Genomic DNA, 13,605 nt, shown 5'->3' on the forward strand with positions numbered 1-13,605 from the left:
CATGCCGGGTTCCGTGCGCGGCCGCGCCATGCGGCGGGCCGGTGGCGGGATCGCGCGCAATCTCCGACGAATAAGTCTTTGATCGTCCGCTTGCGGGAACAAGTGCGGACATGCCGCGTTTAATGCCTGTCGAGCGGCCGCGCCCCTGCCTCTCTGCCACGATCGGAAAGGGCGCGGCCGTGCATACGAATGATGCACAAGGAGGTTTTATCATGATCCGCAAGCTTATGGCGACATCCGCGCTTGCCTTGCTGGTATCGAGCGGCGCAATCGCCCAGACCAGCACCACCGTCCCCGCGGACCCGGCCGCGCAGACCGCCGAGGTTCCCATGGTCGTCAAGGCAGACGGCCAGCTCGCCAGCAACATTATCGGCGAGTCGGTCTATAACGGCGCCGGCGACGACGCCGAGAATATCGGCGACGTGAACGACATCGTCTTCGACGCAGACGGCAATATCCAGGCCGTGGTGATCGGCGTCGGCGGCTTTCTCGGCCTGGGCGAAAAGCACGTGGCGATCGAATACGACCTCGTGAAATGGGCCGAGCGCGATGGCGATCGCTGGCTGGTGGTCGACACGACCGCCGAGGCGCTGAAAGCGCAGCCCGAATTCGACCGGATGGCCTATCAGCCGGTTCCGGCCGATGCCGATGTGACGGAAACCAAGCCCGCCACCGCCGACGATCTGGCCACGGCCGAAACCGCCGAACCCGCCGAGGCGATGCCCGTCGAGGACAAGACGGCGGAGGCTCCGGCCGACCAGGACATGGCCATGGCGCCGAAGGACGGGACGGCCAAGACCGAGGATCGGGTCACCGAGAACCAGGACACGGCCGCTTCGCCGCTCGAGGATCCGGCCAAGGCGGCTGACCGCACAGAGACCGCGGCGATCGACCGTTCCGGCCTGCAGCCGCTTGCCAGCGACCAGATCAGGGCCGAGGAGCTGATCGGCACCACGGTCTACGGCATCGATGACGACCATATCGGCGAGATCGGCGACGTCGTGCTGTCGCAGGACGGCAATGTCGACGCGATCATCGTTGATGTCGGCGGGTTCCTCGGGATTGGCGAGAAGGAAGTCGCCATCGGCATGGACAATCTCGAGTTCCTGATCGACGGCGAGGGCAACCGCTATCTCTACACCGCCTTCACCCAGGAAGAGCTGGAAGCCCAGCCGGCCTATGAGGAGGCGGCCTATGCCGAGCGTCGCGACGACATGCGCATGATCGTGCCGCAGTAAACGGGCGCGACCATCGCAAACACGGGCCCGTGCCGCCATGCGACGCGGGCCCTTTTAATCTGCCGGGGCGGACGGGTCTCCGCCTGGCCAGGCCGGGGCCGGCCGGGAGCCGGCGCGCCAGATTACCCCTTGAGATAACTGGACTAAATCCTTCGCCGGCCGATACGCCGCTCACCGGCCCGAATCACGGCGCCGGATTTGGTTTTTCGGCCCGGAACCCCTATATCTCACCAGTCCAGCGGCGCGTGATTCGGGGTGGCGGAAGCGCGTCTTTCCAGCGGCAAAAGAACAGCGGTATTTCATGAGCGACTCGTCCGAAAATCAGCCCGGCGGCACGCCCGAATACGGCGCGGAATCGATCAAGGTCCTCAAAGGCCTCGACGCCGTGCGCAAGCGGCCCGGCATGTATATCGGCGACACCGATGACGGCTCCGGCCTGCACCACATGGTCTACGAAGTGGTCGACAACGCGATCGACGAGGCATTGGCCGGCCATGCCGATCTGGTGACGGTGACGCTCAATCCGGACGGCTCGTGCACCGTGACCGACAATGGCCGCGGCATCCCCACTGATATTCACCACGGCGAAGGCATTTCCGCCGCCGAAGTGATCATGACCCAGCTCCACGCCGGCGGCAAGTTCGACCAGAACTCCTACAAGGTGTCCGGCGGTCTGCACGGGGTCGGCGTTTCGGTCGTCAACGCACTGTCGACCTCGCTGAAGCTCAAGATCAGCCGTAACGGCAAGATCAACGAGATGAGCTTCACCCATGGCGTGGCCGACGCGCCGCTGGCGGTGACCGGCGATGCCGGCGCCGAAACGGGCACGGAGGTCACCTTCCTGCCCTCGCCCGAAACCTTCACCATGACCGAGTTCGACTACGCCACGCTCGAGCATCGGCTGCGCGAGCTTGCCTTCCTGAATTCGGGTGTGCGCATCGTCCTGACCGACCGGCGCCATGCCGACGTGGTCAGCAACGAACTGCTCTACGATGGCGGGCTCGAGGAATTCGTGCGTTATCTCGACCGGGCGCGCAAATCGCTCATTCCCGCTCCGATCTCGATCCGTGCCGAGCGCGACGACATCACCGTCGAAGTGGCGATGTGGTGGAACGACAGCTATCACGAGAACGTGCTGTGCTTCACCAACAACATCCCCCAGCGCGACGGCGGCACGCATATGGCCGGTTTTCGCGGCGCGCTGACGCGCCAGGTCACCAGCTACGCCGAAGCAACCGGGATCGCCAAGAAGGAGAAGGTCTCGCTTACCGGCGACGACAGCCGCGAGGGGCTGACCGCGGTCCTGTCGGTCAAGGTGCCCGATCCGAAATTTTCGTCCCAGACCAAGGACAAGCTGGTGTCCTCGGAAGTGCGGCCGGTGGTCGAGAGCCTCGTCAACGAGGCGCTGAGCACCTGGTTCGAGGAACATCCGGCGGAAGCCAAGATCCTGATCAGCAAGGTGGTCGAGGCTGCCGCCGCGCGCGAGGCCGCGCGCAGGGCGCGCGAGCTGACGCGCCGCAAGGGCGCGCTCGACATCACCTCGCTGCCTGGCAAGCTCGCCGACTGCCAGGAACGCGATCCGGCGAAGTCGGAACTGTTCATCGTCGAGGGCGATTCGGCCGGCGGCTCGGCCAAGGGCGGCCGGTCGCGCCAGAACCAGGCGATTCTGCCCCTGCGCGGCAAGATCCTCAACGTCGAGCGCGCGCGCTTCGACCGGATGCTGTCGTCGGACATGATCGGCACGCTGATCACCGCGCTCGGCACCGGGATCGGCAAGGACGAGTTCAATCCCGAGAAGCTGCGTTACCACAAGATCATCATCATGACGGACGCCGACGTCGACGGCGCCCATATCCGCACCCTGCTGTTGACCTTCTTCTTCCGCCAGATGCCGGAGCTGATCGAGCGCGGCCACCTCTATATCGCGCAGCCGCCGCTCTACAAGGTGACGCGCGGCAAGAGCGTGCAGTACCTCAAGGACGAGCAGGCCTTTGAGGAATATCTGATCGAGGGCGGCCTGGAGGATTGCGCGCTGGAGCTCGCCAGCGGCGAGGTCAGGGCCGGCCCCGATCTGCGCGCGGCGATCGACGACGCGCTGGCGGTGCGCACGCTGATCAACGGTCTGCATACGCGCTACGACCGCGCCGTGGTCGAGCAGGCGGCGATCGCCGGCGCGCTCAGTCCGGAAGTCATGATCGATCTCGGCCGCGCCAACGAAATGGCCGACCGCATCGCCGAGCGGCTCGACCTGATTTCGGAAGAAACCGAGCGCGGCTGGGAAGGGCGCATGGCGACCTCGAACGAGGGGCCGGGCGGCTTCATCTTCGAGCGCACCGTGCGCGGCGTCAAGGATGTCGTCCATCTCGACATGGCGCTGATCGGCTCGGCCGACGCGCGCGCGCTGCACCGCTATGCCGGCCGCCTCGAGGAGGTCTACGGCACCCAGCCGGTGCTGCGCCGCAAGGATGTGGGCGAAATCATCTCCGGCCCGCTCAAGCTGCTCGACGGCGTGTTCGCGGTCGGCCGCAAGGGTCTGACCATGCAGCGCTACAAGGGCCTGGGCGAAATGAACGCCGAACAATTGTGGGAAACGACGCTCGATCCCGAGGCGCGCTCGCTGCTGCAGGTCAAGGTCGCCGACGCCACCGACGCCGACGCGCTTTTCGCCCGGCTGATGGGCGACGAGGTCGAGCCGCGCCGCGAATTCATCCAGGACAACGCGCTCTCGGTCGCCAATCTCGATATTTGAGGGGCGCGCAGGCGCGCGGGCCGGAAAGCCGCGGCGCGTTGCTTGGATCCTGCCGTTGCTCGCATTTGACGACGCGTGGCGAAAGAAGCGGCGTCGTTGACCGGCTTTGGCCGGCGCTGGTATTCGGCAGTCAGCTTCGGGTCGAACGTAGCGCTGCGGTCGCGCGGGATGGAAAGATCCATTTTCGACGTGCCGGTCGGAACCGACTTCGTCGATGGGCCGTTGCGGCGAGTGGCGTCGTCACCGGCCCCTCGTTCGTCGTCGAGGTGCTCGTCCAATTCAGCGTTCACAATGCGTTCCGATAGCGCCTTCTTCCGGTCGGCGACGAGGCCGTCCTTGGCGAAGACCTCACTCGAAGGCGATCGGCCAGAAGCCGGTCCGGAAGTTCCTTGTCGATTGCCATGCGATGATCCTCCTTTCCATCATCGCCTCACGCACAGAATTCCTGACAGTCCCCTCCTGGCTGAATACTCTCCGCCCGCGGCGGGGGAATTGTGCCGGCGCTCGCACGCCGGTGCGCGTCCGTGCCGTCACAGCACCCCTTTGTTGGCGGCGCGCAGGGCGGACAACAGCGCCGGGTCCTGATATCGGCGCAGGGAAAAGCCGTCCGCATAGTCGGGGAGCGCGCTGCCGGCCATCCAGGCGGCGCAGAGCTCGCCGGCCGCGCAAGCCGCCATCGTCCCGTATCCCGACAAGGCGCAGTTCATGAACGCGCCGTCCGGCCCCATCGGGCCGATCAGCGGCCAGTTCTCGCCGGTCATGGTGTACCAGCCGCCATAATGATGCATGCTGCGCGGCAGGCGGCCATAATAGGCCTTGAGCGCCGGAGACAGGCGCGCCGCGCCACGCAGCACGATTTCGGGAAAATTGTCGTGCCGCTGCTGTTCCCAGGTGACCGGGGCCGGGGTCTCGTTATAGGCCCAGCCGAGCTTGATCCATGTGCCGCCATCGCCGCCGTCGGGGCGGCAATGGATCGCGCCCGGCATGGGCTGCGCCAGCCAGGCAAAGTCCGGATCCTCCAGCAGCATCGCCCGTTCTTCTTCGGACCAGTCGATCGTTTGGGGATCGAGATCGATCGAGAAGGGAAGCGTGCGCGGCACGGCGCCCAGATGGTCTTCGAACGCGATCTTTTGCTGGAACGTGCTGTGGACGGGCAGGTCCACGCCCAGCATGGCGGCGATCCTGTCGGCGAACGGACCGGCGGCGTTCACGATCCTGTCGGCCTCGATATGCCGGACACCGTCCGGCGTCGCGACCTCAACGCGGAACCCATGTCCAGCCGCGATGTCGCGCACTTCGCCGAGCAGGCGCTTGGCGCCGGCCTCGCGCAAATAGTCGAGCATATACATGCCGAGCTGCTGGCCGCTGATGTCGCCGCCGCGGCGGATGTGAATTACGGTCTCGACCTGCCGGTCGTAGCTCGGGAAGCGGTCGCGAATGAGCGCGCGGTTCTGCAGGATGTCGACGCCGTCGGGAACGCCTTGCCAGTCGGGCTTGTCGAACGATGCGTAGGTCGGGGCGGCGTCCTTGGTGTGATAGCGCAGCAGGCGGCCGGCTTCGTCGCCGAGCCCGTCGTTCAATTGCGCGACGATCGCGTCGATGTCGCTGCCGCGCGTGGCCAGGGCGTAGCCGCGCCTGTTCATGTTGATCCGGTTGTCGCTGTCGCGGGCGATGTCTTCCATCAGGTCGATGCTGCGATTGGTGAAGGCCACCATTGCGGGGTGCGGCCACCAATTGCGATAGTTCTCGCCCGATTGGGCCGATGTGAACGCCATCGGCTGATCCCGGTCCACCAGCACGATCTTCGGCTGGTTCCGGGACCGGGCGAGATAATAGGCCGTCGCAATGCCGATAATGCCGGTTCCGATCACGATCGTTGTGGGCGAGGACATGGCTGACGGCTCCTGCTGTGCAATTCGGGACGCGCGGGACGATCTTTGCGCCGGCGTTCGTATTCTCCATTGACAAAATAGTATACGATTTGCAAGGATCAAATCCGAAATGGCAGACGCAACCCACCCACAGGCCGGAACCAAGCGCGCGACCAGCGCCGCGGATCCGATTTACGCGGACATCAAGGCGCGGATCCTTTCCGGTCGGCTGCCTCCGGCCACGCCGCTGCGCCAGGACGAAATCGCGCGCAACCATGGCGTCAGCAAGATTCCCGTGCGCGAGGCCTTGCGCCGCCTGGAAGTCGAAAACCTGGTCGTGTTCGAGAAGAACAAGGGGGCCACCGTCCGCTTCTACACCGAAACGGAGATCCTCCAGCTTCTCGACATCCGCATCGCGCTTGAATGCCGGGCGCTGGAACTGGCGGTGCCCAACATGATCCCCTCTGACTTTCGCGAGACGCAGGCGCTGCTGCGGGACTACGCGCAGAAGGTCGAGGTGAGCGAGTGGAGCCGGCTCAACGTGCAGTTCCATCAAATGCTCTACGAGCCATGCGGCAACCGGCAATTGCTGGCGATGATCGACGATCTCCAGCAGAAGCTGGGCCAGTATTTGCGGCTGCTCGTCACCGAGGCCACCGGCCTCGAGCGGCCGATGCGCGAGCACCAGGACATACTCTGCGCCTGCATGGCGGGCGACGTGGACGCCGCCGTCGCGGCGCTGCGCGCGCATATCGAGGCGACCAAGAAAGAAGTCGCGGCCTTCTTGAGAAGAGGTGCCTGAAAAAATGCAAACCGGATCAAGCAATCGGCAAGAGGAAGCCAGATGAATATAGTTTTTAAGATCGCACTTGCTGCCGGCGTAGCAGCGCTCACGGCCTCTGCAGCGGCCGCGCAGGAACGCCAGTTCGTCAATATCGGCACGGCCGGTATCGGCGGCGGCTATTATCCCACCGGCGGTTTCATCTGCAACGTGCTCAACAAGAGCCGTGAGGCGCAGGGCCACAATATACGCTGCACGGTCGAATCCACGGGCGGGTCGGTGGCCAATCTGCGTTCGATGGCGGCAGGCGACCTGAATGTCGCCATCGTCCAGTCGGACTGGCAATACCATGCCTATAACGGCTCTTCCGTTTTCGACGCCAATGGCGCGAACGAGGATCTGCGCTTCTTGTTTTCTCTGCATATCGATACGTCCCATCTCGTCGGACGGGCGGATATGGAGTTGGAAAATTTCTCCGACCTGAAAGACAAGATCGTCAATATCGGCAATGCCGGCTCCGGTCAGGAGGCGAGCATGGTCGCGGCGCTGGCGCGCTACGGCACCGATCCGGATTCCTATTTCGGCCAGGCCACGCGGCTGACGTCGCGCGAACAGGCACAGGCGCTGTGCGACGGCAAGATCGACGCCTTTTTCTACACCACCGGCATAACGGCCTCGTCGATCACCGAGGCGACCAACACCTGCGACACCACGGTCATCAACTGGTACGACGATACGATCGCGGCGATGATCGAGGAACTGCCCTATTTCTCGAAATCCGTGATCCCGGCGGGCACCTATAAGGGCCAGGACAAGGAGGTGACGACCTGGGGGCTCACTGCGACCCTGATTGCGACGGCCGATACCGACGAGGAGGTCGTCTACAATCTGGTCAAGGCGGTGTTCGACAATTTCGAAGACTTCAAGGCCCAGTCGACGCTCTATGCCCATGTGAGCCGTGACGGCGCGGTCGCAAATGGCCGCGCGGTCCCCTACCACCCGGGCGCCGAACGATATTTCCGCGAAGTCGGCCTGCTGAAATAGCAAGAGCGGCAGACCAGGAAGAAGACGAACGGGTGCTCTCAGTGGCACCCGTTCTCGTCAGCGCGGGAGGCATCGGATGAGCTCGAAGACCCAGCAGGGCGACCTTGACGACCTGATTGCGGAAAACGATACCGGTGCGCGCGACCCGTCCGGAACCGCGCGCGCGATCCTGTTCGTGGTCGCGCTATTGTGGCCGCTCTATCAGCTTTACGTGGCCTCTCCACTGCCGTTCGTCACCGGGATCGGCCTGATCGACGACAGCCAGCAACGGGCGCTGCATCTGGCTTTCGCGCTTTTTCTGGGATTTCTGACCTTTCCCGCCTTTCGCTACTCGCCGCGGACCAGAATTCCCGCGCATGACTGGCTTCTGGCCGCGCTCGCGGCCGGATGCTGCCTCTACATTCTGCTCTTTTACCGCGACGTGGTCCAAAATGCCGGCGGTGTGCGCACCACCGCCGAAACGACCGTATCGATACTCGGCATTCTCCTGGTGCTGGAGGTTACCCGCCGCGTGCTCGGCCTGTCGCTGGTCATCGTGGCCGCGGTGTTTTCGGTCTATGTTTTCCTGGGGCCGCTGCTTCCCGACCTGATCTCGCATCGCGGGTTTTCCCTGAACCGCTATGTGGATCACATGTGGCTGACGACCGAGGGCGTCTTCGGTCTGCCGCTCGGGGTGTCGAACAGTTTCATCTTTCTGTTCGTCCTGTTCGGCGCCCTGCTCGACAAGGGCGGCGCCGGCAATTTCTTCATCAAGCTGGCCTTCTCGATGCTCGGCCATTTGCGCGGCGGGCCGGCGAAGGCGGCCATCGTCTCGTCCGGCCTCACCGGGCTGATCTCCGGCTCGGCCATCGCCAATGTCGTCACCACCGGCACCTTCACCATTCCCCTGATGAAACGGATCGGCTTTTCGCGCGAAAAGGCCGGCGCCATCGAGGTCTCGGCGTCGATCAACGGGCAGATCATGCCGCCGGTGATGGGGGCGGCAGCGTTTTTGATGACCGAGTTCGTCGGCATCACCTATTACGAGGTCGTCGTGCACGCGTTCGTGCCCGCGATCGTCAGCTATATCGGCCTGTTCTACATCGTGCATCTCGAGGCGGTGAAGGCCAACATGCCGGTGCTGGCCAGGGTCCGCGAAAGCTCGCTGCTGCGCCAGATCTGGAACTTCCTGTTCGGGTTCGGCCTGGTGGCGCTGGTCGCCGGGCTGGTTTACGTGACCGCCAACGGGATCGAACGTGTCGCCGGCGACTACGCCACGCCCGTCGCCGGCCTGGTGATGGCCGCGCTTTACCTCTGGCTGCTCAAGGTCGCGTCCGGATATCCGCAGTTGGAGATCGACGATCCGAACGCGCCGCTGGTGACGATCCCCGATCTGAAACCGACGCTGATGGCGGGGCTTCACTTCGTGCTGCCGATCGGAGTTTTGGTGTGGTGCTTGATGGTCGAGCGCCTGTCGCCGGGGCTCGCCGTCTCCTGGGCGATTGTCGTGATGGTGGCGATCATGCTGACGCAAAAGCCGATCACGGCCTATTTCCGCGGCCGGAAAAGCGGCGCGCTGGGCCCGTGCCTGCGGGAAAGCGGGGCCGACCTCGTCGAGGGTCTGATTTCGGGATCGCGCAACATGGTGGGCATCGCGGTGGCGATGGGCGCGGCCGGCATCATCGTCGGGGTCGTCTCGCTGACCGGCCTCGGCCTGTTGATGACGGAAATCATCAACGCGGTTTCCGGCGGCAACGTCATGATCATGCTGCTGTTCACGGCCATAATGTGCGTGGTTCTGGGCATGGGGCTGCCGACGACGGCAAACTATATCGTGGTCGCCAGCGTCATGGCCCAGCCCCTGGTCACGCTCGCCGCCCAGAACGGGGTGGTGATCCCGCTGTTTGCGGTGCATCTGTTCGTCTTCTATTTCGGCTTGATGTCCGGCACCACGCCGCCCGTGGCCGTCGACAGTTTCGCCGGCGCGGCCGTGGCCCGTTCGGACCCGATGAAGACCAGCGTGCAGGCCTTCTACTACAGTCTTCGCACCGCCATCCTGCCGTTCATCTTCGTCTTCAACCCGCAATTGCTGTTGATGAATATCACAAGCTGGTGGGGCGCCGTGCTGGTCATCGTCTCGTCGACGATCGCCATGTGCGCGTTCGGCGCGGCCACCCAGGGTTATTTTCTCGTCAAGAGCCGGCTTTGGGAGAGCGCCGTGCTGCTGGTGGTCGCCCTGTCGCTTCTGCGGCCGGGCTTCTGGCTGGACCTGGTGCAGCCGCCCTTCCAGCCGGCCGAGCCGGCCTCGATCCACGAGATCGTCGCCGACGCCGCAGACGACGCCCAGCTGCGTCTGCTGATGGAGGGTGAGAATTTCAGCGGCGACATGATCCAGCGCGTGATCGCGATTCCGCTCGGCCGGGCCGGGGCATCCGGCCGGGATCGCCTGCGTGAGGCGACAGGCATGGAGATGCGCATCGGCGATGACGGGGTCTATGTCGACAATGTCGACTTCAACAGTCCCGCGCAGCAATGGGGCGTCGATTTCGGCTGGAAGGTGCTTGAGGTGGAGCGCCCGTCCGCCCGCGTGGCGAAAGAATGGTTCTACGGCCCCGCCTATGCCGTGCTCGGGCTGATCGTGCTCCTACAAATGGTGCGGCGAAACAAACGCAAGGCGTTGCACCATGTTTGACAATATCCTCGTCCCGGTCGACCTCGACCATCCGCGCGTCAACGACAAGGCCATGAAATCGGCTCGGCGGATCGCTCTCGATTGCGACGCCGTGCTGCATGTGTTGAACGTCGTTGCTCCGCTGGACAGTTTTGCCTCGACCTTTTTTCCGAAGGATTTTTCGAAAAGGCTGACCGAGGCGGCGCGGGTGCGTTTGCACGACTATACCGGGCAGGCCGGCCTTGAAGGCCTGCAGGTGCACCACATCGTGGCCCATGGCGCGATCTACGATCAGATCCGGTCAATGGCCGAGACGGTGAACGCGGATCTGATCGTGATGGCCTCGCACCGCCCCGAGCTCGGCGACTATCTGCTCGGACCCAATGCGGCCAGGGTTGTGCGACACGCGACATGTTCGGTCATGGTCGTGCGCGAGTAGCCGGCCTGGCGCCGCGAAGGGAAGAAATCGAAACTGTCGAGACAAATGTGATGAAAACGGACGTTGCAATCATCGGCGGCGGAGCGATTGGCGCGGCTGCTTCCTATTTTTTGAAGACGCTCTCGCCGGCGCTCGACGTCACGGTGATCGAGCGCGACCCGGGTTATGGACAGGCATCGACGCCGCGTGCTTCGGGAGGTGTGCGGCGGCTGTTTTCCCTGCCTGAAAACATCGCGCTTTCGAACTACTCGATCCCGTTTTACGAAAACTTTCCCGAGACGATGGCGACCGGGAACGGCCCGGCCGAGATCGGCTTCAAGAAGCAGGGATATATCTTCATCGTGCCGCCGGCCGAAATCGACGTGCTCAAGGCCAATTACGATATCGAGCTCGGCCTCGGCTGCAATGTGGTCTGGCTGGAGCCCGATGAGATCAAGGCGCGCTTTCCGTCGATGTATGTCGGGGATCTGGGCGCGGCGGTGCTGTCGCCCGACGACGGCTGGCTCGATCCGTATGCGGTGCTCATGGGCTTGCGCAAGAAGGCGCAGGCGCTGGGCGCGGTTTTTCTGGCCGAGACGGTGACGGGAATGGAGCGCGGGGCGGCGACGGTGACGGCGGCGCTGACCGACAAGGGCACGCGCATCAAGGCCGACCATTTCGTCAATGCCGCGGGCGCGTGGGCCAAGGATATCTGCACCATGCTGGATTTTACGGTGCCGATCGAACCCCTGCGCCGGTTCGAGCACTATTTCGAATGCGAGGACGAGATCGAGGCGCTGCCCTATCTCAAGGACCCCGAACGGCTTGCCTTCCGGCCGGAGGGCAGGGGTTACTCCGGGGGCGTGCCGACGCTCGAGGAACCGCGCGGCTATAATTTCGAGGCCGACCACGGCTATTTCGAGCATGTCGTGTGGCCGGCTCTGGCGCACCGCTTTCCGAAATTCGAGCGGACGAAATGCAAGGCCACCCTGCCGGGGCTCTATGACCAGAACGATTTCGACGGCAATGCCATCATCGGCCCCGGCGCCGACGGTCTGGGCAATTTTCACATGGCGGCCGGCTTTTCCGGGCACGGGCTGATGCACGCGCCGGGCTGCGGGCGGGCGATCGCCGAACTGATCGTCAAAGGCGGCTACGAGACGATCGACCTGACGCGGTTCGGATGGCAGCGCCTCGCGGACGGAAAACCGTTGCCGGAGCGCGGCATCATCTAAAGCTGTCCGTCCATCGGACGGGTCGCACGGCGCGATGCGGACATGGGGTGTCGTGCAAAGGAACCGCGCATGTCGAAGAAGACCCGCAAGGGCAACCGGGAAGCCAGAGAACCCAAGCAACCGAAACGGGCCAGCGCGGCCGCGTCCTCGCAGACCGTGTGCGCCGGTGAGTCCGGTAGCATTTGCCGATCACCACCCCTGTTGCGATATCGAGCGCGGCAAAGAATGAGGTCGCGCCGTTGCGGATATAGGTGTGGGTTCTCCGCTCCGCGACGCTCGGCAGCACCGACTGCTCACGATCCAGCGTCTGAATTTGCGATTTCTCGTCGACACACGAGACAATAGCCCGGTTCGGCGGCGACAAATAAAGGCCGATACTGTCCTGCGCCTTGTCGATGAACAGGGGATCGGTCGACAGTTTGAAAGTCCCGCTGCGGTGCGGTTGCAGGCCGAGCGCCGTCCAGATCCGGCGGATGGTGGTATGCGATAAGCCTGTGCCGGCCGCCATGCTCCGGATCGACCAGCGGGTGGCATCCTTCGGTGTCGTGTTCAGCGTTCGCTCGATTACCGCGGCCACCTGCGCGCCCGAAACCGTTCACGGGCGGCCGGGGCGGTGCTCATCGGTGAGCCCCTCGACCCGGCTCGTCACGAAGCGCCAGCGTCCAGCCGGACGGTGCAGTCATGCACGCCGGGCCGTTCGGCGACTTCCTTGCTTTGGAACCCCTCTGCACAGGGTAAGGATCATCCGGCCATGATCCGAAAGCGGTCGCGCTGCCTTCCGGCGCCGGACCTGAGCCTCCGGAAAGGCCCGCTCCGCCGCGCTCAAAACAACAGAATACGCCACCCGACCTGCCAATCCCACTTCTCCCGCGACTCTTCGGGTCGAGGATACGGATTACACTTCAAGATGACTAACAAAGTGAGCCAGGTGAGCGGCTCGCATCGCCAAAGGCGATTTGCTAGGTGTTTCGCGTCGGGTTGGGATCGGCTCATGGCAAAACGAAAAACCGGCGATAAGCTGGGCGACATTCGACGGGCGACCATCGCAGAGGTGGTCGAGTGCGGTTCTTCTGCGGCATCGGTCAACACGATTGCCAAACGCGCGGGTTTGGCTGTCGGCACCGTCTATCGCTACTATGAGAACAAGGACCATCTCCTTCGCGCGGCCTATGTGGCGATCAAGGAAGAACTGCACAATGCCATGGTCGAGGCCGCCTCGCAGGTCGCCGGATCAAGGTCGAGAGTGCGGGCTTTGTGGTTTGCTGTTCTCGAGTACGCCCATCAGCACCCCCAGTCGTTCCTGTTCGCGGAAGTCGTCGTCAACGACATGATCCTGACCGATCAGGAAAAAGCGGTCGTGACCGAGATGGCGCGGCAGACGCGGGCCTTCATCGAAGAGGCCATTGCGGACGGAACCGTGCGTGATCTCGATACGCAAGCGATCGTGACCGTCTTGGCGGCCCCGGCCCTTCATCTGGGTCGCAGCGCTGCCATGAGCGGCAAGACACCCGATAGGGCGCATGCCGAAGAAATTTTCGAACTGTGCTGGCGTGCCATCGAAGCTTGATCTATAAATGAGCAATCATTCATTTTAGGCGAGCCAAGAGATCCAGTATGCG

General features: G+C 63.9%; 9 protein-coding genes and 2 pseudogenes. 8 read left to right on the top strand and 3 right to left on the bottom strand.

Features of this window, described 5'->3' with window-relative positions; translation table 11 throughout:
- Positions 1–212: 212 nt before the first annotated feature.
- Positions 213–1,238, top strand: a complete 1,026-nt coding sequence (locus ACT2B0_RS19750) for a PRC-barrel domain-containing protein (RefSeq protein WP_473459975.1) — start codon at positions 213–215, stop codon at positions 1,236–1,238.
- Positions 1,239–1,539: 301 nt separating this feature from the next.
- The gene (locus tag ACT2B0_RS19755) at positions 1,540–3,987 is read left to right on the top strand and encodes a DNA gyrase subunit B (protein WP_348488350.1); all 2,448 of its coding nucleotides are present in this window, start codon (positions 1,540–1,542) and stop codon (positions 3,985–3,987) included.
- 110 nt (positions 3,988–4,097) lie between these two features.
- Here the strand turns inward: ACT2B0_RS19755 and ACT2B0_RS19760 are convergent.
- Together ACT2B0_RS19760 and ACT2B0_RS19765 are read right to left on the bottom strand one after the other, a co-directional pair.
- Positions 4,098–4,390: pseudogene (locus ACT2B0_RS19760) on the bottom strand (transposase); the annotation flags it as partial.
- 127 nt (positions 4,391–4,517) lie between these two features.
- Entirely contained in the window at positions 4,518–5,879 is a 1,362-nt protein-coding gene (locus ACT2B0_RS19765; RefSeq protein ID WP_348393871.1) for an NAD(P)/FAD-dependent oxidoreductase, read from the bottom strand.
- 109 nt (positions 5,880–5,988) lie between these two features.
- Here ACT2B0_RS19765 and ACT2B0_RS19770 point away from each other — a divergent pair, with 109 nt between their 5' ends.
- From ACT2B0_RS19770 to ACT2B0_RS19790, 5 genes are all read left to right on the top strand, one after another.
- Positions 5,989–6,660, top strand: coding sequence for a GntR family transcriptional regulator (locus ACT2B0_RS19770; protein WP_348393870.1), 672 nt, complete (start codon positions 5,989–5,991; stop codon positions 6,658–6,660).
- A gap of 42 nt (positions 6,661–6,702) precedes the next feature.
- Entirely contained in the window at positions 6,703–7,683 is a 981-nt protein-coding gene (locus tag ACT2B0_RS19775) for a TAXI family TRAP transporter solute-binding subunit (protein WP_473459976.1), read from the top strand.
- A 76-nt stretch (positions 7,684–7,759) separates the two neighbouring features.
- A complete protein-coding gene (locus ACT2B0_RS19780; protein WP_473459977.1) occupies positions 7,760–10,354 on the top strand; it encodes a TRAP transporter permease in 2,595 nt (864 codons plus the stop codon).
- A complete protein-coding gene (locus ACT2B0_RS19785; RefSeq protein ID WP_473459978.1) occupies positions 10,347–10,772 on the top strand; it encodes a universal stress protein in 426 nt (141 codons plus the stop codon). The genes ACT2B0_RS19780 and ACT2B0_RS19785 overlap by 8 nt, the downstream gene beginning before the upstream one ends.
- Positions 10,773–10,822: 50 nt before the next feature.
- The gene (locus ACT2B0_RS19790) at positions 10,823–11,986 is read left to right on the top strand and encodes an NAD(P)/FAD-dependent oxidoreductase (protein WP_473459979.1); all 1,164 of its coding nucleotides are present in this window, start codon (positions 10,823–10,825) and stop codon (positions 11,984–11,986) included.
- Positions 11,987–12,149: 163 nt separating this feature from the next.
- Here ACT2B0_RS19790 and ACT2B0_RS19795 read toward each other — a convergent pair.
- Positions 12,150–12,848, bottom strand: a pseudogene (locus tag ACT2B0_RS19795) (IS630 family transposase); the annotation flags it as partial.
- Positions 12,849–12,977: 129 nt separating this feature from the next.
- On the opposite strand from ACT2B0_RS19795, the gene ACT2B0_RS19800 reads away from it, so the two are divergent.
- Positions 12,978–13,553 (top strand): TetR/AcrR family transcriptional regulator, encoded by a 576-nt coding sequence (locus ACT2B0_RS19800; protein WP_348294750.1) that lies wholly within the window; start codon positions 12,978–12,980, stop codon positions 13,551–13,553.
- Positions 13,554–13,605: the final 52 nt, after the last annotated feature.

This window comes from Nitratireductor sp. J20-h4, assembly GCF_056780505.1.